26 protein-coding genes are annotated in these 23,255 nt (G+C 48.8%); all 26 read left to right on the forward strand.

Annotated features, from left to right (window positions below; genetic code table 11):
• Positions 1-5 precede the first annotated feature (5 nt).
• The 26 genes from rpiB (at position 6) to nuoK (ending at position 23,254) form a co-directional block, all read left to right on the forward strand.
• A complete protein-coding gene (gene rpiB / locus ABU165_RS05815) occupies positions 6-446 on the forward strand; it encodes a ribose 5-phosphate isomerase B (RefSeq protein ID WP_094769150.1) in 441 nt (146 codons plus the stop codon).
• A gap of 20 nt (positions 447-466) precedes the next feature.
• Entirely contained in the window at positions 467-1,030 is a 564-nt protein-coding gene (locus ABU165_RS05820) for a TIGR01440 family protein (RefSeq protein WP_318059744.1), read from the forward strand.
• A 440-nt stretch (positions 1,031-1,470) separates the two neighbouring features.
• Entirely contained in the window at positions 1,471-2,016 is a 546-nt protein-coding gene (locus tag ABU165_RS05825; RefSeq protein ID WP_318059745.1) for a sigma-70 family RNA polymerase sigma factor, read from the forward strand.
• Complete coding sequence (locus tag ABU165_RS05830; protein WP_318059746.1) at positions 1,997-2,995, forward strand: anti-sigma factor; 999 nt, start codon at positions 1,997-1,999, stop codon at positions 2,993-2,995. The genes ABU165_RS05825 and ABU165_RS05830 overlap by 20 nt, the downstream gene beginning before the upstream one ends.
• Positions 2,996-3,126: 131 nt before the next feature.
• Positions 3,127-4,368 (forward strand): serine hydroxymethyltransferase, encoded by a 1,242-nt coding sequence (locus ABU165_RS05835; RefSeq protein WP_318059747.1) that lies wholly within the window; start codon positions 3,127-3,129, stop codon positions 4,366-4,368.
• Positions 4,369-4,531: 163 nt separating this feature from the next.
• Complete coding sequence (gene upp / locus ABU165_RS05840) at positions 4,532-5,161, forward strand: uracil phosphoribosyltransferase (RefSeq protein ID WP_009792624.1); 630 nt, start codon at positions 4,532-4,534, stop codon at positions 5,159-5,161.
• Positions 5,162-5,380: 219 nt separating this feature from the next.
• The gene (locus ABU165_RS05845) at positions 5,381-6,526 is read left to right on the forward strand and encodes a nuclease-related domain-containing protein (protein ID WP_318059748.1); all 1,146 of its coding nucleotides are present in this window, start codon (positions 5,381-5,383) and stop codon (positions 6,524-6,526) included.
• A gap of 25 nt (positions 6,527-6,551) precedes the next feature.
• Positions 6,552-8,792 (forward strand): S8 family serine peptidase, encoded by a 2,241-nt coding sequence (locus tag ABU165_RS05850; RefSeq protein ID WP_318059749.1) that lies wholly within the window; start codon positions 6,552-6,554, stop codon positions 8,790-8,792.
• Positions 8,793-9,119: 327 nt separating this feature from the next.
• Positions 9,120-9,341, forward strand: coding sequence for an AtpZ/AtpI family protein (locus ABU165_RS05855; protein ID WP_022544500.1), 222 nt, complete (start codon positions 9,120-9,122; stop codon positions 9,339-9,341).
• A gap of 6 nt (positions 9,342-9,347) precedes the next feature.
• Positions 9,348-9,722 (forward strand): ATP synthase subunit I, encoded by a 375-nt coding sequence (locus ABU165_RS05860; RefSeq protein ID WP_094769156.1) that lies wholly within the window; start codon positions 9,348-9,350, stop codon positions 9,720-9,722.
• Between the two features lie 21 nt (positions 9,723-9,743).
• Complete coding sequence (gene atpB, locus ABU165_RS05865) at positions 9,744-10,454, forward strand: F0F1 ATP synthase subunit A (RefSeq protein ID WP_009792630.1); 711 nt, start codon at positions 9,744-9,746, stop codon at positions 10,452-10,454.
• A 76-nt stretch (positions 10,455-10,530) separates the two neighbouring features.
• Positions 10,531-10,743, forward strand: a complete 213-nt coding sequence (gene atpE, locus ABU165_RS05870; RefSeq protein WP_009792631.1) for a F0F1 ATP synthase subunit C — start codon at positions 10,531-10,533, stop codon at positions 10,741-10,743.
• Between the two features lie 217 nt (positions 10,744-10,960).
• Entirely contained in the window at positions 10,961-11,494 is a 534-nt protein-coding gene (gene atpF, locus ABU165_RS05875) for a F0F1 ATP synthase subunit B (protein WP_009792632.1), read from the forward strand.
• Positions 11,491-12,027, forward strand: coding sequence for a F0F1 ATP synthase subunit delta (locus tag ABU165_RS05880; RefSeq protein ID WP_009792633.1), 537 nt, complete (start codon positions 11,491-11,493; stop codon positions 12,025-12,027). The genes atpF and ABU165_RS05880 overlap by 4 nt, the downstream gene beginning before the upstream one ends.
• A 24-nt stretch (positions 12,028-12,051) precedes the next feature.
• Positions 12,052-13,560 (forward strand): F0F1 ATP synthase subunit alpha, encoded by a 1,509-nt coding sequence (atpA, locus tag ABU165_RS05885; RefSeq protein WP_009792634.1) that lies wholly within the window; start codon positions 12,052-12,054, stop codon positions 13,558-13,560.
• Between the two features lie 155 nt (positions 13,561-13,715).
• Positions 13,716-14,576, forward strand: a complete 861-nt coding sequence (locus ABU165_RS05890; RefSeq protein WP_009792636.1) for a F0F1 ATP synthase subunit gamma — start codon at positions 13,716-13,718, stop codon at positions 14,574-14,576.
• Positions 14,577-14,748: 172 nt separating this feature from the next.
• Positions 14,749-16,170: a F0F1 ATP synthase subunit beta gene (gene atpD / locus ABU165_RS05895; RefSeq protein ID WP_009792637.1), complete on the forward strand. Its 1,422-nt coding sequence runs from the start codon at positions 14,749-14,751 to the stop codon at positions 16,168-16,170.
• A 22-nt stretch (positions 16,171-16,192) separates the two neighbouring features.
• The gene (locus tag ABU165_RS05900) at positions 16,193-16,600 is read left to right on the forward strand and encodes a F0F1 ATP synthase subunit epsilon (RefSeq protein ID WP_009792638.1); all 408 of its coding nucleotides are present in this window, start codon (positions 16,193-16,195) and stop codon (positions 16,598-16,600) included.
• A gap of 1,055 nt (positions 16,601-17,655) precedes the next feature.
• Complete coding sequence (locus ABU165_RS05905; protein ID WP_022544499.1) at positions 17,656-18,030, forward strand: NADH-quinone oxidoreductase subunit A; 375 nt, start codon at positions 17,656-17,658, stop codon at positions 18,028-18,030.
• On the forward strand, positions 18,021-18,533 hold the full coding sequence (locus tag ABU165_RS05910; protein WP_022544498.1) for a NuoB/complex I 20 kDa subunit family protein: 513 nt from the start codon (positions 18,021-18,023) through the stop codon (positions 18,531-18,533). Before ABU165_RS05905 ends, ABU165_RS05910 begins: the two co-directional genes overlap by 10 nt.
• A gap of 4 nt (positions 18,534-18,537) precedes the next feature.
• The gene (locus ABU165_RS05915) at positions 18,538-19,824 is read left to right on the forward strand and encodes an NADH-quinone oxidoreductase subunit C (protein WP_318059750.1); all 1,287 of its coding nucleotides are present in this window, start codon (positions 18,538-18,540) and stop codon (positions 19,822-19,824) included.
• 3 nt (positions 19,825-19,827) lie between these two features.
• Positions 19,828-20,928, forward strand: coding sequence for an NADH-quinone oxidoreductase subunit D (locus ABU165_RS05920; RefSeq protein WP_009792642.1), 1,101 nt, complete (start codon positions 19,828-19,830; stop codon positions 20,926-20,928).
• A complete protein-coding gene (gene nuoH / locus ABU165_RS05925; RefSeq protein WP_009792643.1) occupies positions 20,928-21,935 on the forward strand; it encodes an NADH-quinone oxidoreductase subunit NuoH in 1,008 nt (335 codons plus the stop codon). The genes ABU165_RS05920 and nuoH overlap by 1 nt, the downstream gene beginning before the upstream one ends.
• Positions 21,936-22,002: 67 nt before the next feature.
• Positions 22,003-22,422, forward strand: coding sequence for an NADH-quinone oxidoreductase subunit NuoI (nuoI, locus tag ABU165_RS05930; RefSeq protein WP_009792644.1), 420 nt, complete (start codon positions 22,003-22,005; stop codon positions 22,420-22,422).
• Positions 22,419-22,943 (forward strand): NADH-quinone oxidoreductase subunit J, encoded by a 525-nt coding sequence (locus tag ABU165_RS05935; protein ID WP_318059751.1) that lies wholly within the window; start codon positions 22,419-22,421, stop codon positions 22,941-22,943. Before nuoI ends, ABU165_RS05935 begins: the two co-directional genes overlap by 4 nt.
• Entirely contained in the window at positions 22,940-23,254 is a 315-nt protein-coding gene (nuoK, locus tag ABU165_RS05940; protein WP_318059752.1) for an NADH-quinone oxidoreductase subunit NuoK, read from the forward strand. The genes ABU165_RS05935 and nuoK overlap by 4 nt, the downstream gene beginning before the upstream one ends.
• The last annotated feature ends 1 nt before the right edge of the window (position 23,255 follow it).

The following is a 23,255-nucleotide window of genomic DNA, read 5'->3' on the forward strand; positions in this document are numbered from 1 at the left end:
TTGTAATGAAGGTTGCAATTGCTTCAGATCATGGCGGAGTGAATATCCGCGAAGAAATGAAACATTTGATGGAAGAAATGGGCATTGAATATGAAGATTTCGGCTGCGAGTGCGGCGTCTCCGTTGATTATCCGGACTATGCGCTTCCTGTAGCGGAGAAGGTGGCATCAGGCGAATTTGATAAAGGAATCCTGATCTGCGGGACAGGGATTGGAATGAGCATTTCCGCCAACAAGGTGAAGGGCATCCGCTGTGCACTGGTCCATGATGTATTCAGTGCCAAAGCGACCCGCCAGCATAATGACAGCAATATCCTTGCCATGGGCGAGCGTGTGATCGGACCGGGACTTGCCCGGGAAATAGCGAAAACCTGGCTTGAAACCGAGTTTGAAGGCGGACGCCATGCGAACCGGATCGGAAAAATCAAAACCTACGAAGATCTATAAGCAACTGGAAGGGTGATACCATGTTCGAAGAGATTCAGACTGAATTGAGAGAAATCCTGGATGAGTTCGGCGGACAGGTGGCGCTTAACGAAAACAGCGTGCTTGTGGTCGGCTGCAGCACAAGTGAAGTAATCGGCAAAAGGATCGGCACATCCGGCACAGATGAAGCCGCGGCCATCCTCTTTGAAGAGCTAAAGAATTTTGCCGAACGGACAGGGGCCAGACTCGCCTTCCAGTGCTGCGAGCATCTGAACAGGGCGCTCGTTGTGGAAAGGCAGACTGCGGATCAGAAGAATCTTGAGGAAGTATCAGTCGTACCGGTGCGCCAGGCCGGAGGTGCCATGGCCTCATATGCCTACAGGCAATTCAAGGACCCGGCCGTCGTCGAATTCATCAAGGCCGACGCCGGCATCGACATCGGCGACACCCTCATCGGCATGCACCTGAAGCATGTAGCAGTCCCAATCAGAACCAAACAAAAAAGCATCGGCAGCGCCCACGTCACCCTCGCCACCACAAGGCCTAAGCTCATCGGCGGAAGACGGGCCGTGTATGAGAGGCTGCCGGAGAATGAATCGTGTTGAGATGAAAGATATCTTTTTTAGAGAAAGGAGTACGGGTAAAATTACACGTACTCCTTTTTGATTTGTAGAGAGACTGCCTGGTACCGCAAACCTGCAAAAAATTTTTAAAACCCTGTTGATTGGAGCGGAAGGCACGAAGACTCCTCATAAAATGCTGCGCATTTTCTTCGTGCGATGAAGTTTCGAAGGAGCGGATTCAACGTCCTGCGGGAAATAGCGGAAAAGTTGAACCCCACAGCGCGCAGCGCGGGGAGGCTCAACTCCGCCCCGCGGAAAGCAAAGTGCCTGGAACGGAAATCAACAGCCCCATAAATAAATATAAATCTATGTATTTAGCAGCCATTCCAAGGCTGTTTTTTATTTTTCCTAAAAAACCTGTAACAAATAGCAACCCCCTGCGTTATCATTATAGCCATTCAAAGAAAGGAGGGAAAAAACAGTTGGACGCCCGCAGAAAAGAAAAACTCGATGACCTATACTCACACTATGCAAAACCACTTTACTACTACCTGCTCAAGCTTTCCGGCTCAGACCATCTGGCCGAAGAACTTGTGCAGGAAACTTTCGTGCGTGCAACTGTTTCACTCTCCTTTTACCAGCAGGAGGATGTGCGGGCCTGGCTGTTCAAGGTGGCACGGAATGCCTACTTGGACGAATGGCGAAAACGGCAGCGGCGCAAATGGGTGCCGTTTGCAGACTATCTTTTTTCAAAAGAAGAGATGCTCACCCCCTACGGCTTGCCGGAAAAAGAAGCCCTGGCTGCCGAGCTGGAGCAGGACGCCGCTGACATGCTGAGGCTGCTGCCGGAAAAATACCGGACGGTCCTCTATTTAAGAGAATATGAGCATTTCAGCTATAAGGAAATACAGGAAGCGCTTGACCTGACAGAAAGCCAGGTGAAGGTTGATCTTCATCGTGCCAGGAAAAAGCTCGCTGTAATCGCAGAAAAGAAAGGATGGAAAAAGGATGGCAGACTGGAGCCCTGATAAAGAAAAGAAAATCCTGACGAAATACCGTTTTGCCCTGACATTCCGGGTAGTCAAAGTCCTGATTGCTGCATTATTTTTCTTCTGGATATATATGCTGGCCGTCACAATCAGCTATGACAGCCTGCACCTGGATCGGAAACATATTTTTTACACCCAGCTGGCGATGGATTGGACCCAGCCGAATATCCATAAAGACTTTGGCGGATTCGCACAGTCGGAAATCACACCATTTTTTACGCAGAAGATTTCTTACCCTGTAACAAGGCGGGTCGGCAAAGAAGAACAGCCAGCAGGTGAAATGCAGATCAGGAAAGGGCTATTGAACAGCTATTCGACGCGCACGCTTTCCTATTATCAGCCGGATCAGGAAGGAGGATTCCGTTTCTACTTTCCTGAAAATCCGAAGACGGGGGAGAGGCTTGATGCCGAGGACGATAATGGCATTTGGGAGGCCTTGGATAAGGTTCATGAGGGAACGGTGGCAGAGGCAGCTTTTTCGACAGACCTGTTTATGGAGCCGGAGGAGCTCTTCGCTCTCCTTGAGCCGTATGACTTGGATGTCCTGTGGATGCCTTTGTATACAGGGGAATTAAAGACTTTTAAAGGAAACACAGGCAGCGGCGGCAATTCCATTTCTCCGATTCCTGCCTTCGGTTTGACGGGCGGAAGGGAAATCAGCAATGACCGCATGTCAGAAAGTGAATACGAGTTTACACAGGAAATGCTCGGCAGAAATAAGGAGCTGATGCTCGGACAGATGGAGAAGCTTCTAAAAGAAGAGCGGAAAAGCTATTATGAGAGATTCCTCGGACTAGGCTATCTTGAAGAAAGGCATGCTTATCTGAAAGAAAATGGCTTTCAGGTATACGGAGCTGTTGTAACGGGGCCAGTCAAGGAGCTGCTGAAGCTGAGAGAGGTAAAAGAGCTGCGCGGCGCCCAGCTTGGCGAGATGGATTACTGGAACTGGACGGAATAATCAAAGAGCCCCGCCTGTTTTTGGCGGGGTGTTGAAGTTGGGTTCCTTTTTAAAACCAAAACATGATAGAATGTAAGAGGATTTTACAAAAAAAGCATACATATGTAGTTTTTCAAAAAGGGAGGATTACAATGAAGCATTTAGCACAGCAGGATGAGCAGGTTTTTCAATCGATTCAGGATGAATTGAAGCGCCAGAGAACGAAGATCGAATTAATAGCTTCCGAGAATTTTGTCAGTGAAGCGGTGATGGAAGCGCAAGGGTCTGTATTGACCAATAAATACGCCGAAGGCTATCCGGGCAGACGCTATTATGGCGGCTGCGAGCATGTCGATGTGACGGAAAATCTGGCGCGCGACCGTGCGAAGCAGATTTTCGGGGCAGAGCATGCCAATGTCCAGCCTCACTCAGGCGCGCAGGCGAATATGGCTGTTTATTTCACGATCCTTGAAACAGGGGATACTGTCCTAGGCATGAACCTGTCCCATGGCGGACACCTCACCCACGGCAGCCCTGTCAACTTTTCAGGCATCCAGTACAACTTTGTTGAATACGGGGTGGATAAAGAAACGCACCGAATCAATTATGATGATGTCCTTGAAAAAGCGCGCGAGCATAAGCCGAAGCTGATTGTAGCCGGTGCAAGTGCCTATCCGCGTGAAATCGACTTCAAGCGTTTCCGGGAAATCGCCGATGAAGTCGGTGCTTACCTGATGGTCGACATGGCCCATATTGCCGGCCTGGTCGCAGCGGGACTCCACCAAAATCCTGTGCCATATGCTGACTTTGTAACAACCACTACACATAAAACATTGCGCGGACCGCGCGGCGGCATGATCCTTTGCCGTGAAGAATTCGCGAAGAAGATCGATAAGTCTATCTTCCCTGGCATCCAGGGCGGCCCATTGATGCACGTGATTGCAGCCAAGGCTGTTGCATTCGGCGAAGCACTGCAGGACAGCTTCAAGGATTATGCGCAAAATATCATTAATAACGCTAAAGCTTTGGGAGAAGGACTGAAAGAGGAAGGCATCGACCTCGTTTCCGGCGGTACGGACAATCACCTTCTTCTGATTGATCTCCGCTCCCTTGGCCTGACAGGCAAAGTGGCTGAAAAGGTGCTTGATGAAATCGGCATCACTGTTAATAAAAATACGATTCCATTCGATCCGGAAAGCCCGTTTGTTACCAGCGGCATCCGCATCGGAACAGCTGCAGTCACTTCCCGCGGCTTCGGCGAGAAAGAGATGAAGGAAATCGCATCCCTGATTGCCTTCACCCTCAAGAACCATGAAGACGAAGCAAAGCTTGCAGAAGCAAGCAGCCGTGTTGAGGAACTCACAGGCAGATTCACCCTTTATAAAGAGCTTTAAAATGGAGGGCCTTCCTTTGCGGGGGGCTCTTTTTGCGGAGAGCAGCGAAGACTCATTACGAATTATTAACAATTTCTGCTCTCAGTTGCCCTTGCATTTATTTTTCTGTAAAATTAGACGAAGTGTAAACGAAACATAGCGAAGAATAAAGGAGAGATTTTCAATGGCAAAAGTATACGTCTTTGATCACCCGCTCATTCAGCACAAGCTTACATACATCAGAGAAAAAAACACTGGCACGAAAGAGTTCCGCGAACTGGTTGATGAGGTCGCAACACTTATGGCCTTTGAAATCACACGCGACATGCCTTTGGAAGAAATCGAAATTGAAACTCCTGTCAGCGTAACAAAATCAAATGTCCTTTCCGGCAAAAAGCTTGGAATCGTGCCAATCCTGCGTGCGGGAATCGGCATGGTGGACGGCATCTTGAAGCTGATCCCTGCTGCCAAGGTAGGGCATATCGGCCTTTACCGCGATCCGGAAACACTTCAGCCGGTTGAATACTATGCCAAGCTGCCAAGCGATGTAGAGGAAAGGGACTTCATCGTAGTCGATCCAATGCTTGCGACAGGCGGATCTGCCATTGAAGCGATGCATTCCCTGAAAAAACGCGGCGCAAAAAACATTAAATTCATGTGCCTGGTTGCTGCCCCTGAAGGTGTGGAAGCAGTGAAAGAAGCACATCCAGACGTAGACATCTACATTGCTGCACTTGACGAAAAGCTGAACGAAAAAGGCTATGTTGTACCAGGCCTTGGCGACGCTGGCGACCGTTTGTTTGGAACTAAATAGTAAGATGATTTGGGACCGGCCGTGAGAGCGGCCGGTTTCTTGTTGTTTTTATGGTAATTAATGTATTTTTTTGTGGAATAACGTAGAATTTATGTAGAATCATGTTAATTTTATGTAGAAAAACCAGAATAATTGGTAGAATAACGGCAAATTTGTGTAGAATCAGCATACATTCCCCTCTGCAAAATTAAGAAGACCTCCTCACTGGGTGTGGATCATATGTATTTTTATAAAATTTTGATCAGTCTATCAAAATCCCCATACTTTATTCCCGATAAAAGAGGAAATCCGTATAAAACAGAGAATAAAATACTGACCAAATACCATTCCAAAGAGGTGAATGCCCATATGATTGCCAAAAAAAGAGTCATTCCTTTAAAAATCAGGCAGCTTGAAGCATTGTTGAGAAGATTGCCGCAGAACCATCTCAAAATTCCCCTGATTGAGCAGGAACTCATCAAGCGCCGCACCGGATACCGCGGGGAAAAGAATGTAGATTACCATATTTCCTTCCTGCCGGATGAATATCTCATATTCCACGGCCTCCGTTTAGTCCATCAGCATCCCTTCCAGATAGATACCCTCATACTTGCTCCCTCATTTATCGCAGCAGCTGAAATCAAGAACATTTCCGGGACGCTATATTTTGAAAAACACTCCCATCAACTAATCAGGCAGTCCAGCAAGGGAGAGGACGGGTTTTCCAATCCACTGCTTCAAGTCCAGCGGCATAAAGTTCAGCTCAAAGGGTGGATGGAGAAAATGAAGCTTCCAGAACTGCCGATCGAGCCGCTGGTCATCATCAGTTCTAATTCCACGATTGTTAAAACCAGCACAGGCAATGAGCGAATTTATAAAACTGTGATACATGCTGAACAGCTGCCCGGAAAACTCGAAAAGCTCCGCCCGTTCTCTCCCTCACTAATTCTAACCAGCAAAGAGATGAACAAAGTGAAAAGGCTCCTGCTGAAAAACCATGAGCCGCTCTATACATCCATTCTCGAACAATATAGCATCTCACCAGATGAAATCATTCGCGGAGTGCAATGTCCCGAATGCCAGCTGTACGCCATGTCACGCTTCCATGGCAGATGGATTTGCCCGGCTTGTGCGGGCGAGTCAAAAAAAGCCCATATCCGTGCCATCCTTGATTACTTTCTCCTCGTGGATAATTCCGTCAGCAGCCAGAAATGCAGAGACTTTCTGTTATATGACTCCAGCAGGAACATCCACCAACTCTTATCCTCCCTTAACCTCCAATCCTCCGGCACCACCAAAAACCGCCTATACCATTCCCCCTCAGAAGAAAACTGGGAGGACCTCGAAAACCTCCTGAATACTCCCGCCCTTCAAGACAAACCCTAAGGAAAAATGCCGAAAGGAGCCTCCCATGAAAAAAATCTTCCTCATCATCAGTCTGTTTGCGCTTATGCTCAGTCCTCATGTGAATGCAAGGACATTACAAATCCCTCCGCTTCCGGCTGAACCGGAGGATGCAGAGCGTGTGGCAATTGTCCTGATGAAAGAAGGGCAAACCGAACAGGATCGGAATATCCTTCTCCGGCAGTACCCGGATTTAATTCTTAGGCAAAGTTTCCAGGAGGCATTGAACGGTTTTTCAGTAAAGGGTCCGGTCAAATCGCTGGACCGGCTTGCCAAAGAAGAGGAAGTCCTAACCATATCCCAGGCGGTCTCTTATCAGGCAGAAAGTGAGGATGGCATCAGCCTGATTGGGAGTCATACAGTCAGGGGGCTGTTTGATGAAAAGGGGGAGCGGCTGTCGGGGAAGGGTGTTACAATCGGTGTGATTGATACGGGAATTGATTATAATCATCCGGACCTGCGGAGGAATTACGCCGGAGGGCGTGACCTGGTGGACCAGGATGATGATCCGATGGAAACGGTGAGGACGGCAGGAGAGGATACTTTTCACGGCACCCATGTAGCAGGAGTAATTGCAGCCAATGGCAAAATGAGGGGAGTGGCGCCAGATGCAAAGATCATTGCCTACCGTGCGCTCGGTCCAGGCGGTGCGGGTACAACAGAGCAGGTGATTGCAGCCATTGAACAGGCCATCAATGATAAGGTCGACATCCTGAATCTATCGCTCGGCAATAGTGTCAATGGCCCGGACCTGCCCATCAGCCTGGCCTTGAATAAGGCAGTCGATAAGGGCATTACCGCTGTCACTTCGTCTGGAAACTCAGGACCGAATACCTGGACAGTCGGCTCGCCGGGTACTGCTTCGAAAGCGATATCCGTCGGCGCCTCTACGCCAATGCTGCAGATTCCCTATCTTGATTTCGGCAGCGGAAAGAAAGTAAAACTGAATCCCCTTCAAGGCTCTTCTCTCTGGAATTTAGACCGCTCCTATGAGCTGGCGTTAGGCGGGCTTGGAAATCCTGAAGAGCTTAAGAGGGTAAAAGGGAAGATTGCCCTCATTCAGAGGGGTGGCCTTACTTTTTCACAAAAAGCCAAAAATGCAAGGCAGGCAGGCGCGATCGCAGTCATTATCTACAATAATACAGCCGGAAGCTTTGCAGGCAATCTTGAGGAGGATGCCGGCCTTCCGGTTGTGTCGCTCTCTAAGCAGGATGGGGACCAGCTGAAGAAGCGCCTGCAGGAAGAAACGGTGCTGGCCCGGACATATATAATAGAAGAAAAGGATATTCTTGCCGATTTCAGCTCACGCGGACCAGTGACCGATACTTGGGAAATCAAGCCGGATGTACTTGCCCCAGGTGTGGCTATCAGCAGTACGGTTCCCGGGGGTTATTTGCCATTGCAGGGAACGAGTATGGCTTCCCCCCATGTTGCAGGTGCGTGTGCGCTGATTAAACAGGCCCATCCTGATTGGAGTCCGGAAGAAATCAAAGCCTCGCTCATGAATACGGCTCTGCCTCTTTATAATGAAGAAGGCATGCTGTACAGGACTTATGAACAGGGGGCAGGCCGGATCCAGGTCGAAGACGCGGTGAAGGCTCCTGCCTTAGTGACGCCGGCTTCACTTCAGTTTGGCAAGTTCAAGATAGCCGGGCGTGAGAATGAGCATGTCCGGTATCTGACTGTTAAAAATACAGGCAGCCGAACAGAATCGTATTCATTCACTGTACCTGCTAACATAAGCGGGATTGAATGGGAGATGCCGCTCGCCTTTCGCCTTGAACCCGGCGGGAAAAAGAAGGTCGCTATCAAGATGAGAATAGACCCGGAAGAATTCAAACAGAAAATTCATGATGGGCGGCTTGTCCTGAACGCTGGAGGCAGGAAAGTCGGCATCCCGTATTTGTATGTCCTCGAAGAGCCGGATTACCCGCGTGTCATGGGGTTCGATTTTGGCAGGGGAGACAATGGAGGGAGCTATCGCTATGAAGTCTACCTTCCCGGGGGAGCGGAAGAATTCGGTATTGCGCTGTTTGATCCTGATACACTCCGGTTCATCCAGTTCCTTGACTGGAAGAGGGGAGCAGGCAAAGGCCAGATCCGCAAGGAATTAGCAAACGAAGATCTGCCTCCGGACGGCGTCTACATTGCTCAGGTCTTTGCAAGGAAAGCCGGCAGGCAGGATATGATTGAGGCCTATCTGGAGGTAAAAAAAGAAGAGGATGAGGGTGCGATTGGAGCGAGATAATACCTCGCTCCAATTGCAAGTTATTATTCGAAAAAAAATTCGAAAATAGTGTGAACAAAGACTTTTCCGTTACTGGAGTTTGTGAACTTTTTCACTCCGAATGCATTGACATTGACAGATGCCTATTGTATGCTTACAAAGGGTATAAAATGATAGGGTTTTCACAGATTTCATGCGGAAGAAAATAACCGCAATCTGCATGATATCAACAATGAAAACACTTACCTCAATTCAAACACCATTCTCTTTTCACTAGCAGGAAACCCTGCATTCTCAAGACATGAATACGTCAAAGGAATACATTTCCAGTGTGGAGGATGCGTTATCATGCGTCGAAAAGACCGCCACCCGTTTCAAGCCATGGCTTTAATGTCCGCCATCCTTTCCCAATTAGTAGGCTCTGTCCTGATCGGCATCTTCCTTGGAAGATGGCTTGATGATGTGATTGGAACCGAGCCGTTATTCCTGATAGTCGGATTGCTTATAGGATTGGCCGCAGGGACTTATGCCATGCTTCACCTGGTCAGACGTTTCTTTACAGGAGACTAACAGCCTATGCCAGACCTCAAAACAATGTTTATACGGCAGCGCAAATACATATTCCTACTGCTGTCAGTCTATGTTCTCGGCTGGGGGTTCACCTCTTATCAATCTATTTTTATGGGGCTGATAGTGGGGACAAGCCTGAGCCTGTTCAATTTATGGCTGATGGTAAGGAAGACGGACCAGCTTGGGGAAGCGGCAGCGAATGGCCAAAGGATGCGGTCTCTCGGGATGCTGTCGAGGATGGCGACGGCAGTGCTTGCCGTCATGATCAGCATGAAGTACCCGGATGAGGTGCACCTGATCAGCGTAGTTCTGGGATTAATGACATCATATATTGTCATTATGATAGATTATTTTCTTCAACTTTTTGTTTTACGTAAATAGCCGGGAAGAGAGGTGAATACTGTGCATCATGAAGCACCTATAGTTGAATTTCTTGGTTTGAACTTCAACTTGGCAAACATGTTGATGATTACAGTTGCCAGTGCCATTGTTTTCATCATCGCTGTTCTTTCCACTCGTACGCTCGCCATGAAACCAACCGGAATGCAGAACTTTTTCGAATGGGTCATGGATTTTGTAAAAAACATCATCAACAGTACGATGGACTGGAAAGATGGCGGAAGATTCCATATCCTTGGAATCACCATTATTATGTATGTTTTTGTTTCAAATATGCTGGGGCTTCCGTTCTCCGTGGTCATCAATGACCAATTATGGTGGAAATCGCCTACAGCAGACCCTGCCGTAACGCTGACTTTGGCAGTTATGGTGGTTGGATTGTCGCACTATTACGGTGTAAAGCTTCGGGGAGTAGGGGAATACGGAAAAGAATTTTTCCGTCCATTCTGGTTCATGTTCCCGATCAAGATCATCGAGGAGTTTGCCAACACGCTTACACTCGGCCTTCGTCTTTATGGTAACATCTATGCGGGTGAAATCCTGCTGACACTGATTGCCGGAAGCCTGGCAACAGGGTGGGTCGGACATCTGGCCGCGATTGTACCAATGCTTGCATGGCAAGGGTTCTCAATATTTGTCGGCGCGATCCAGGCATTTATTTTCTGTATGTTAACAATGGTTTATCTCTCCCATAAAGTGAGCTCTGACCATTAATATATACCTGTTCATTCTATGAACAAAACATTCAAACACTATATTATTTTATACAATCCTAAGGAGGAAATTTATAATGGGTCTTTTAGCAGCAGCAATTGCAATTGGTTTGGCAGCACTAGGTGCCGGTATTGGTAACGGTCTTATCGTATCACGTACAGTTGAGGGGATTGCCCGTCAGCCGGAAGCTCGCGGAATGCTTCAAACAACTATGTTCATCGGGGTAGCGTTAGTTGAGGCCGTGCCGATCATCGCAGTTGTTATCGCGTTCATGGTTATTGGTCAATAATTATAAGCAGTACACATAATGGCGAAGATCATGGATGTGACCCTTCGCCATTCCTTTATGCCCAGGTGCGGATGCGCCTTAATCTTGGAGGTCCGCTTAGCCTGTGCAGGCGGATGCAAACTGGCTTTTTGAATCTGAAAGAACCGAATTCATATGATGAAATTCGTTAACTTGTTGATAGGGAAAGTGGAAGACTCTTGAAGGGAGTGAATCGAGGGTGTTAGCAAGCAATTTAGTATTAGGCGCTGCAGAAGGCGCAGCACATACAGCATTCAACGGCGGGGATATCTTATTCCAGCTGGCTATGTTTATCATTTTGTTGGCATTGCTCAAGAAATTTGCATGGGGTCCTTTAATGGGCATCATGAAACAGCGTGAAGAGCATATCGCCAATGAAATCGGCGCGGCTGAACAAAGCCGTGTTGAAGCAAATAAGCTTCTGGAAGAGCAGAGAAGCCTTCTGAAAGAAGCACGCACAGACGCTCAGAACCTGATCGAAGGTGCGAAAAAGCAAGGCGACGTGCAGCGCGAGGAAATCATCGCCGCAGCGCGTGCTGAAGCAGAGCGCGTCAAAGAATCAGCTAAGCTGGAAATCGATCAGCAGAAAGAAAAAGCAGTTGCCGCAATCCGCGAGCAGGTTGCTTCACTGTCTGTCCTTATTGCTTCCAAGGTTATTGAGAAGGAACTGAGTGCAGCAGACCAGGAAAAGCTGATCAATGAATACATTCAAGAGGCAGGAGAAAACCGATGAGCGGCTCTACAGTAGCAAAGCGCTATGCGTTGGCTCTGTTCCAGCTTGCGAATGAACATCAGCTTCTTGGCCAAATGGAAGAAGACCTTCGCATCGTCAAAGATGTCGTAAACAATAATAAGGGCCTGGATGCAGTCCTGAAATCCCCGAAACTCGAGAATGATGAGAAGAAAGGGATCATCAAAACTGCCTTCGCGTCTGTTAATCCTTTAGTACTTAATACACTTATGCTATTGATTGACCGCCACCGTGAAGATCAATTCTCTGATCTTGCGGAGGAATTCATCAGCCTTGCGAATGACGCAAGGGGCATTGCGGAAGCAAAGGTCTACTCAGTCCGTCCGCTGACAGAGGCTGAGAGCAGCGAGCTATCTGCTGCATTTGCATCAAGGGTCGGAAAAACGTCCCTCCGCATCGAGAATATCGTGGACCCGGGCCTGCTCGGCGGCATCAAGCTCCGCATCGGAAACAGGATTTTCGACGGCAGCATGCGCGGCAAGCTGGAACGCCTGGAACGTCAATTATTAAGCTGAGATTTATAGATAGGGGTGAAACTCATGAGCATCAAAGCTGAAGAAATCAGTGCGCTGATAAAAAAGCAGATCGAAAACTATCAGTCGGAAATTCAAGTGAGTGATGTAGGTACAGTTATCCAGATCGGTGACGGTATCGCCCGTGCTCATGGCCTCGACAATGTCATGGCTGGAGAACTTGTTGAATTTTCAAACGGCGTTATGGGTATGGCACAAAACCTTGAAGAAAATAACGTCGGTATTATCATCCTTGGCCCATATACTGAAATCCGTGAGGGAGATGAGGTCCGCCGTACGGGCCGCATCATGGAGGTTCCTGTAGGACCTGAGCTGATCGGGCGCGTAGTCAACCCGCTTGGACAGCCTGTTGATGGCATGGGGCCAATCAATACAACTGTAACACGTCCGATCGAAAGCCCTGCACCAGGCGTAATGGACCGTAAATCTGTTCATGAGCCGCTGCAGACTGGTATCAAAGCGATCGACGCCCTCGTGCCAATCGGGCGCGGACAGCGTGAGCTTATCATCGGTGACCGCCAGACTGGTAAAACTTCCGTTGCCATCGATACAATCCTGAACCAGAAGGACCAGGATATGGTATGTATCTATGTAGCAATCGGACAAAAAGAATCTACTGTACGTAATGCAGTAGAAACGCTCCGCAAGACTGGTGCATTAGAGTACACAATCGTTGTGACAGCTTCTGCATCACAGCCTGCTCCATTATTGTTCCTTGCTCCTTATGCAGGTGTAACAATGGGTGAAGAATTCATGTACAATGGCAAGCACGTTCTTGTCGTATATGATGATCTTACAAAACAAGCAGCTGCTTACCGTGAGCTTTCACTATTACTGCGCCGTCCTCCAGGACGTGAAGCATACCCAGGGGATGTATTTTACCTGCACAGCCGCCTTCTTGAGCGTGCTGCAAAGCTGAGCGATGCGAAGGGAGCAGGTTCAATCACTGCACTTCCTTTCATTGAAACACAGGCAGGGGATGTATCTGCATACATTCCAACTAACGTTATCTCCATCACGGACGGACAAATCTTCCTTCAGTCTGACCTGTTCTTCTCAGGCGTACGCCCTGCGATCAACGCTGGTCTTTCTGTATCACGCGTCGGCGGATCTGCACAGATCAAAGCCATGAAAAAGGTATCCGGTACACTGCGTCTGGACCTTGCATCATACCGTGAGCTGGAAGCATTCGCCCAGTTCGGATCTGACCTTGATAAAGCAACACAAGCGAAGCTTAACCGCGGTGCCCGTACAGTTGAGGTACTGAAGCAGGATCTTAACAAGCCGCTTAAGGTTGAAAAGCAGGTAGCCATCCTGTATGCATTGACACGCGGCTTCCTAGACGATATCCCTGTCCAGGACATCCGCCGTTTCGAAGCTGAATTCCTTACATGGCTTGACCATAACAAGAAAGATTTGTTAGACCATATCGCTACAACGAAAGAGCTTCCTGCTGACGATGATATGGCTTCTGCGATCAACAGCTTCAAAAAGACTTTCGCAGTAACCGAGTAATAGCGCAAGTCCCAAGCAGAAAAAGCCTGATTCAGGCTTTTTCCCTTGAGGATGGATATCGCTGTTAAAGGTCTGACAATAGAAGGGCTGCCGGGGCTGCTCCTATGCGGGCAGGCTCTCAGCCTGACATTCTTTGAAAAGGGTGGTGAGAACCTGTGGCATCATTGCGCGATATAAAAAATAGGATCACTTCTACAAAGAAGACGAGCCAAATAACAAAGGCCATGCAAATGGTATCTGCGGCAAAAATGAACCGTGCAGAAATGAATGCTAAATCATTCGTTCCCTACATGGAAAAAATCCAGGAAGTTACTGCCAGCATCGCATTGGGAAGCACTGACGTATCCCATCCAATGCTGACATCCCGTCCCGTTAAAAAGACAGGATACCTGGTCATCACTTCCGACCGCGGATTGGCCGGGGCATACAACAGCAATATTTTGCGGACTGTATACCAGACCATCCAAAAACGCCATAAATCAAGTGATGAGTATGCAATCATCGCCATCGGCCGCATTGGGCGCGATTTCTTCAGGAAGCGCGGCATGAACGTCATCCTGGATATCGTGGCAGTTGCGGACCAGCCTGCTTTTGCGGAGATCAAAGATATCGCCAGCAAAACAGTCGGCATGTTTTCAGACGAAACATTTGATGAACTATATATCTACTACAGCCACTATGTCAGTGCAATTCAGCAGGATGTAACAGAGAAGAAGCTTCTCCCGCTGACGGATATTTCTTCTTCCGGCGGAAAGCTTACATCCTATGAATTCGAGCCTTCTGCAGAAGATATTCTGGAAGTTCTCCTTCCGCAATATGCAGAAAGCCTGATCTATGGCGCGCTGCTGGACAGCAAGGCCAGTGAGCACGCGGCCCGTATGACAGCGATGCAGAGTGCGACGGATAATGCGAAGGAGCTTATCAATTCGCTTAGCCTAAGCTACAACCGTGCGCGTCAGGCGGCCATTACCCAGGAAATTACCGAAATCGTCGGCGGCGCGGCAGCGCTGGAATAATAAATGCCAGTCCTGGACGCTTATAGAAGCTGCTGCTTAGGTGCCTTCACTGCTGATGGCGCCATAGCATCTGCATCTTACGGCACAGGCCAGGCAAGCAAGATAGAGATGCCCGACTGATATCATGCCAGGCGCAATCCTCTATTGAATTGAAATATTAGGAGGGAAAATGATGAACAAAGGACGCGTTCTTCAAATCATGGGTCCGGTTGTTGACGTAAAGTTTGACAGCGGCGAGCTTCCGCAAATCTACAATGCTTTAACAATCTCAGTCCCTGCGCGTAACGAATCTGAAGTTGCAATCAGCTTAACCCTTGAAGTTGCCCTTCACTTAGGTGATGATACAGTTCGTACTATTGCCATGGCTTCTACTGACGGCTTAACCCGTGGTGCTGAAGTTATTGACACTGGTGCACCTATCTCTGTACCAGTTGGGGATATCACTCTTGGACGTGTATTCAACGTACTTGGTGAAACAATCGACCTTGATCCGGCACTCCAAGCCGGCATCCGTCGCGACTCCATCCACAGGGAAGCACCTAAATTCGAGCAGCTTTCAACTGAGGTTGAAATCCTTGAAACTGGAATTAAAGTAGTAGACCTTCTTGCACCTTACATCAAAGGTGGTAAAATCGGTCTATTTGGTGGTGCCGGTGTAGGTAAAACCGTTCTGATCCAGGAATTGATCAACAATATCGCCCAAGAGCACGGCGGTATCTCCGTATTCGCCGGTGTCGGCGAGCGTACACGTGAAGGTAATGACCTTTACCACGAGATGACCGACTCAGGCGTAATCAAGAAAACGGCGATGGTATTCGGCCAGATGAACGAGCCGCCGGGAGCGCGTATGCGTGTTGCCCTGACAGGTTTGACAATGGCTGAATTCTTCCGTGATGACCAAGGACAGGACGTTCTTTTCTTCATGGATAACATCTTCCGTTTCACACAGGCAGGTTCTGAGGTTTCCGCCCTGTTAGGCCGTATGCCTTCAGCGGTAGGTTACCAGCCGACTCTTGCAACAGAAATGGGACGCCTTCAGGAACGTATCACATCTACTAACGTAGGTTCTGTTACTTCCATCCAGGCAATCTATGTACCAGCCGATGACTATACGGATCCGGCTCCAGCAACAACGTTCGCTCACTTGGATGCGACGACTAACCTTGAGCGTAAGCTTTCTGAGATGGGTATCTACCCTGCGGTGGATCCTCTTGCTTCAACTTCCCGTGCCCTGTCACCGGAAATCGTTGGAGAAGAACACTACTCAGTAGCGCGCCAGGTTCAATCAACGCTTCAGCGTTACAGAGAACTTCAGGATATCATCGCGATCCTCGGTATGGATGAGCTTTCTGACGAAGACAAGCTTGTTGTACACCGTGCACGCCGTATCCAGTTCTATCTATCACAGAACTTCCACGTTGCCGAGCAGTTCACTGGCCAGAAAGGTTCTTACGTTCCGGTTAAAGAAACTGTTAAAGGCTTCAAAGAAATTCTTGAAGGCAAATACGACCATCTTCCAGAAGATGCTTTCCGCCTTGTCGGAACGATCGAAGACGTGCTTGAAAATGCGAAAAGCATGGGCGTAGAGGTCTAATTTCGGACCAGGAGGGTAAAAAATGAAGACGATCAAAGTCAGTGTTGTTACTCCCGATGGCCCGGTGTACGAATCAGATGTGGACATGGTCAGCACCAAAGCTCAAAGCGGCGAGCTTGGCATCCTGCCTGGACATATTCCAATGGTCGCACCGCTGCAAATTGGAGCCGTCCGCCTGAAGAATGGCGGAAATACTGAACTCTTGGCAGTCAATGGCGGCTTCATCGAAGTCCGTCCGGATCAAGTAACGATCCTAGCGCAATCCGCTGAGCAATCAGAAGGAATTGACATCGAGCGTGCCAAAAGCGCCAAACAGCGCGCCGAACAGCGCCTCGCCGATCAAAAGCGTGACAACATCGACGCCAAACGGGCCGAACTAGCCCTCCAAAGGGCAGTCAACCGTATTTCAGTTGCTGAAAGAAGAATATAATTAAAAACCTCCGGTAAATGCCGGGGGTTTTTTGTTGGTTGCTTTTAATGATAACAAGGAGTAAAATGCATTTTTGGGTATCGGATGAAGAAGTCTTATTCTTTGCGGCAGGATAGTGAAAGAATGGTTTTAAAAAAAAAGGAAGTCTTATCCTTACTTGAGTAAGCGACACCAAGCTTAAAAATAAGCGGAGATTTTCCGGTTATGCAGCTGAACATGGCTCGGTCGGGTGTAAATAAGCGGAGAAATTCCAGTTAATAAGACTGAAGTTGCCCATTAACCTGTTTTTTGAGTCGATAGCCGGAATTTCTCCCTTTATTTTAGCTATTTTTAGAGAATTTTTTAAAATAGAGGGATTTTCTCCGTTTATTTTTTCGTCAAGAATCCATAAATATCATAAAAAACCCTGTTGATTGCAGTGGAAGGCACGCAGACTCCTGCGGGATTGAAGCGAAAATGTTGAGACCCCGCAGCGCGCAAGCGCGAGGAGGCTCAACTTCGCCCCGCGGAAAGCGAAGTGCCTGCAACGGAAATCAGCAGCCCCATACCAATAGAAAACCAAGGACATAAATTGTTTATACCCTTATCTTAAGTGCCTGCCGGAGTTTTTTAAGTAAATAGTTTTAGCTCCTCAGTGATCTTTTCATAAATCCATTAAAATTAAAAAAACCTGTTGATTGCAGTGGAAGGCACGCAGACTCCTGTGGGAGATAGGGGCAGGGCTGAGACCCCGCAACGCGCAAGCGTGAGGAGGCTCAGCGCCGCCCCACGGAAAGCGAAGTGCCTGCAACGGAAATCAACAGCCCCATTACCAACACAAACCCACTCTTCTTAAGAATTAACCCACAACCATTTTTATTATTTTACTAACCATCAGTCCCTATATCACAAAAACTTAGGTCATAACTCCAACGATTCTGCGTAAAATGTACAAGGGCCTTAATATTTCCAAATAATACATAAGCTTTATCGACAGTAAAAACCAACGATGCTATAATGATAACGATTACATTTCTAAAAGTTTTGAAAATTCATATGTTTCGGGAGGAAAAGACATGGATTTGCTGAACTTATACCAAAATAACTATCTGATTGTCTTCGTATTTCTATGTCTAGGTGTCCTGCTTCCAGTGGTCGCATTATTCATGGGAAAGCTCCTTCGCCCCAGCAAGCCGTCAGAAGCAAAGTACACCACATATGAAAGCGGAATTGAACCATTCCATGATTCAAGGGTGCAGTTCAATGTCCGCTATTATATTTTTGCCCTCATGTTTGTCATCTTCGATGTTGAAACCGTATTTTTATACCCCTGGGCCGTCGCCTATGAAAAACTCGGAATATTTGCCCTGATTGAAATGCTCATTTTTACCATCATGCTGGTCATCGGACTAATCTACGCATGGAAGAAGAAGGTGCTCAAATGGACTTAAAGCTTGAGAATATCACACCAGAAGAAATGCAGGAACTGCAGAGGAACGTATTTATGGCCACCCTTGAACAAATCAAAGCCTGGGCCAGAAGCAACTCATTATGGCCTATGACCTTCGGGCTCGCCTGCTGTGCAATTGAAATGATGGGGGTAGGTTCCTCCCACTATGACCTGGACCGGTTCGGCTCATTTTTCCGTACCTCGCCGCGCCAATCGGACGTCATGATCGTATCCGGTACCGTCACAAAGAAGATGGCTCCGATTGTCCGCCGCCTGTATGATCAGATGCCTGAGCCTAAATGGGTCATTGCCATGGGTTCATGCGCAACTGCAGGAGGGCCATATGTAAAGTCCTATTCAGTTGTAAAAGGCGTTGACCAGATCGTTCCGGTGGATGTATACATACCAGGCTGTCCGCCAAATCCAGCAGCCCTGATTTACGGAATCAACAAGCTGAAGGAAAAAATCCGATATGAAGCAAAGACCGGGAAGCGGGTGATCTAGGCTTATGGGCGATGAAAAGGATAAAGAGCAGCTGAAGAAAGAGGCAGCAGAAAAGGCCAAAGCAATCGCCAAAAAGCGGCTTGAAGAAAAGCGGGCAGCTGAACAGGCTGAACTAAAAGAAGCTTCAAATCCAGAGGAAGACCTGGCAAAGAAAAAAGCCGCCGCAGCAGCCGAGGCAAAAGCCGCAGCTTTAGCGAAAAGAAAAGCCAAGGAACAGGAAGCCCAGAAAGAGGCCTCTGCTCCAGATGAGCCGGAAGATGATCTTGCCAAAAAGAAAGCCGCCGCAGCAGCCAAAGCAAAGGCCGCTGCTCTTGCAAAAATGAAAGCAAAAGAACTGGCAGCTAAGGCAGAGGGCATCCCTGCAGAGTTAGCAGAAGATGACCTAGCGAAAAAGAAAGCTGCCGCAGCAGCCAAAGCAAAGGCCGCAGCCCTCGCCAAAATGAAAGCCAAGGAACAGGAATCAGGAGGGGAAGCAGCAGGGGACGAGGATCTTGCCAAGAAAAAAGCCGCAGCCGCTGCGAAAGCCAAGGCAGCCGCCGCGGCAAAGGCAAAAGCGGCAGCTATGGCAAAGCAAGCCGGTGAGTCTGGTACAGATGACGAAAAGGCAAAAGCTATTGCAGCCGCTAAGGCGAAGGCAGCGGCAGCAGCCAAAGCAAAAGCCGCTGCTGCCGCGAAAGCTTCAGGAGCCGGCGCTGATGATGAAAAAGCAAAAGCGATTGCCGCGGCCAAGGCGAAAGCCGCAGCAGCAGCCAAAGCAAGATCTGCTTCAGGCGCAAAGCCGGCCGCAGAGCCTGAAGCAGAACAGAAGCCTTCCGTAAACCAGCCTTTCCTTGATCTGTACAACAAGGTAATTGAAGAACATCTCGGAGGGGACGTATTGGAAGACTCCTATATTAATAGGCTTTCGAAGGATGTTCCGACTCTTGTCGCAAGGCAGGATACATATTTCAAGATTGCAGAGTTCCTGCGCTATAACGAGCAGCTGGGCTTTGACTATCTTTCCGAGCTCCACGGTACTGACTTTGAAACCCATATGGAGGTCTATGTACATTTGTATTCTTATAAAAACCGCCAAACGGTGGCATTGAAAACAAAGATAGACCGTTCAGACCCTGCTATTGAATCGCTGGCTCCTTTATGGGCGGGGGCGAATTGGCCGGAGTGCGAGGCATATGACCTGCTCGGCATCAGCTTCAAGGGTCATCCAGGCTTGTACCGGATCATGCTCGGGGAAGAATGGGTCGGCCATCCGCTCCGAAAAGATTATGAACCCTATGATGTGGAGGTGTAGCCGATGCTGCGAACAGAGGAAATGCTCCTGAATGTCGGGCCGCAGCACCCCAGTACACACGGTGTTTTCAGGCTCGTCCTCAAAATAGACGGAGAAATCATTAAAGAAGCGAAGCCTGTCATCGGCTACCTGCACAGAGGTACAGAAAAGCTGGCAGAAAATCTTCAGTATACACAAATCATCCCTTATACAGACAGGATGGACTATCTTGCTGCCATGACGAATAACTATGTGATTGTCCATGCAGTGGAAACGATGATGAACATCGAAATCCCGGAGCGGGCCGAATACCTTCGCGTGATCTCGATGGAGCTCGGCAGAATTGCAAGCCATCTCGTATGGTGGGGAACCTATCTGCTCGATATCGGGGCGGTTAGCCCGTTCCTGTATGCCTTCCGCGAACGGGAAATGATCATCAATATGCTCAACGAGCTGTGCGGTGCCAGACTGACCTTTAACTATATGCGTGTCGGAGGCGTTAAATGGGATGCCCCGGAAGGCTGGATCGAAAAGGTCAAAGAATTTGTCCCTTACATGAGGGAGCAGCTGAAAGGCTATCACGATCTTGTCACAGGAAATGAAATTTTCATGAACCGTGTAAAAGGAGTGGGCACCTACACGAAAGAGGAAGCCCTCAGCTATTCGCTGAGCGGCGCCAATCTTAGGTGTACAGGCGTCAAATGGGATCTCCGCAAGGATGAACCATACTCCATCTATGACCGCTTCCAATTCGATGTGCCTGTACGGGAAGGCGGGGATGCCTGGGCCCGCTATCATTGCCGCCTAGAAGAAATAGAAGAGTCTCTTAAAATACTGGAGCAGGCCGCAGAGCAATTTCCTCAGGCTGGGGACTTCATAGCAAAGGTTCCGAAAATCATCAAAGCGCCGAAGGGTGAAGCCTTCGTAAGGATTGAATCGCCACGCGGCGAGATTGGCTGCTATATTGCCAGCAACGGGAAAAAAGAGCCGTACCGCCTGAAATTCAGAAGGCCATCCTTCTATAATCTGCAGATTCTTCCCAAGCTCCTGGAGGGGGAGAATATCGCAAATCTGATTGCTATTTTAGGAGCGATTGATATTGTACTAGGGGAGGTGGACGGCTGATGGTCAATGAACTGCTCCGTTCAGAACCTGGCCTTCTGAACTTTGGCATCTTTTTCGCGCTCGCTGCGGTCCTTTTGCTCGTAGTGCTAGGTTTTGTCACCTATGCCATCCTGGCCGAACGGAAAGTAATGGGCTTTATGCAGCTCAGGCAGGGACCGAACCAGGTCGGCGGGCGGTGGGGCTTGCTGCAGACAGTGGCTGACGTGCTGAAGCTGCTGATAAAAGAGGACACCATCCCGAAGCTGGCCGACCGTCCGCTGTTCATCCTGGCACCGGTCATTGCCTTCACGCCGGCCTTTATGGTCCTGGCGGTCATCCCGTTCACGGATAAATTCCAGTTCGCTGACATTGGCGTCGGGCTGCTCTACTATATTGCCATCTCCGGTTTGACGACCATCGGGATCGTGACCGGGGGATGGGCATCCAATAATAAATACGCGCTCCTCGGCGGCATGAGGGCGGCCGCACAGATGATTTCCTATGAAATCCCCCTCGTCATGTCTGTGCTCGGTATCGTACTCCTGACAGGGAGCCTGAATCTCAATGAAATAGTCGAGGCTCAGCGGGGCGGCTGGTTCATCATCTGGCAGCCGGTGGCGTTCATCATCTTCATCATCGCATCAGTAGCAGAGCTGAACCGGGCGCCTTTTGATCTCCCGGAAGCGGAATCGGAGCTTGTTGCCGGCTTCCATGTGGAATATTCAGGGTTTCGATGGGCATTTTTCATGCTCGCGGAATATGTGTATTTTTTCGCAATGGCTTCCCTGACCACGGTGCTGTTTCTCGGAGGCTGGCTCCCGCTGCCATTCCTTGGCTTCATTCCCGGAGCAGTCTGGTTTGCACTTAAGTTCAGCCTGGTTGTCTTCCTGCTCATCTGGTTCAGGGTCACCTTCCCCCGCATACGCGCCGACCAGCTGATGGAGTTCGGCTGGAAGGTGCTGCTGCCGGCTGCCCTGGCAAATATCTTCCTGACCGCGATCATTAAAGAGCTGATCAGATTCTTCTAAAATGCAGCCCGGCGCAGATGCCGGGAATGCCGCTTATATTCCAGACTGATAGAAAGGGTGAAAAAGCATGCTGGGACTGGCAAAGGGACTCAAATATACCCTTAGTAATCTGGCAAGAAAAAAAGTCACCTATAATTATCCGAAAGAGCCGCTGCCGCTTCCGGACCGGTTCAGGGGCATCCAGAAATTCTATCCGGAAAAATGCATCGTCTGCAATCAGTGCGCCAATATCTGCCCGACAGACTGCATCCAGCTGACAGGCAAGAAGCATCCTGACCCTGCGAAAAAAGGGAAAATCATTGACACCTATGACATCAATTTCGAGATCTGCATCTTATGCGACCTGTGTACAGAGGTATGCCCGACCGAGGCAATCATCATGACCAATAACTTCGAGCTGGCAGAATACAGCCGGGATGAGCTGTTCAAAAACCTTGAGTGGCTTGATGAAAATGATGAAAACATACGGCAGGTGAATAAAGCATGACATTTTCAGGAGAGCTGCTTGCCTTTTTGGGGCTGGCCATCGCTGCAGTGACCGGGGGCATCCTGCTGATCAACCTTGAAAAAGTGGTCCATATGGTGGTCGCGCTCGTCTTTACTTTTATCAGCATAGCGGGCATTTATATCCTTTTGTCTGCTGAATTCATTGCCGTTGTCCAGGTGCTGATCTACTCGGGTGCCATCACGATCATTATGCTGTTTGGCATCATGCTTACCCGCCATAATGACGAGAGCGGGCAGAAAGCCGGCCGACTGCGCAGGATTCTATTATTTCTGGCGATCCTGGCCTTTGCCTTCAGTGTGTATATCGGCATCTACAACCTGGATTTTCCGGAGCAGGAGGTGCTGCTTCATGAAAACAATACAGAGCAAATCGGGATCAGCTTATTCTCCGAATTTGTCATTCCGTTTGAACTGACATCAGTGGTGCTCCTGGTCGCTCTAGTCGGGGCCATTGTCCTGTCGAGGAAGGATGATGAGGAAACGGAGGAGGATGGAAGATGACAGGTGTACCTGTTTCAGCTTATCTCGCGCTGGCACTCATCTTATTTTGCATCGGACTATACGGGGCCCTTACGAAACGGAATACCGTCATCGTCCTCATTTCCATTGAGCTGATGCTGAATGCGGTCAATATCAATCTTGTCGCGTTCAGCAAATATGGGATGGTCCCGTCAATCACAGGACAGGTATTCGCCTTATTTGCCATAGCTGTTGCTGCAGCGGAAGCGGCGGTAGGCCTTGCCATCCTCATTTCTCTTTACCGCAGCCGCAGGACGGTCAATATCGATGAAATGAATACGATGAAACATTAGC

It is taken from the genome of Cytobacillus sp. T106 (genome assembly GCF_040492155.1).
Taxonomy (GTDB): Bacteria; Bacillota; Bacilli; order Bacillales; family Cytobacillaceae; genus Bacillus_AB; species Bacillus_AB infantis.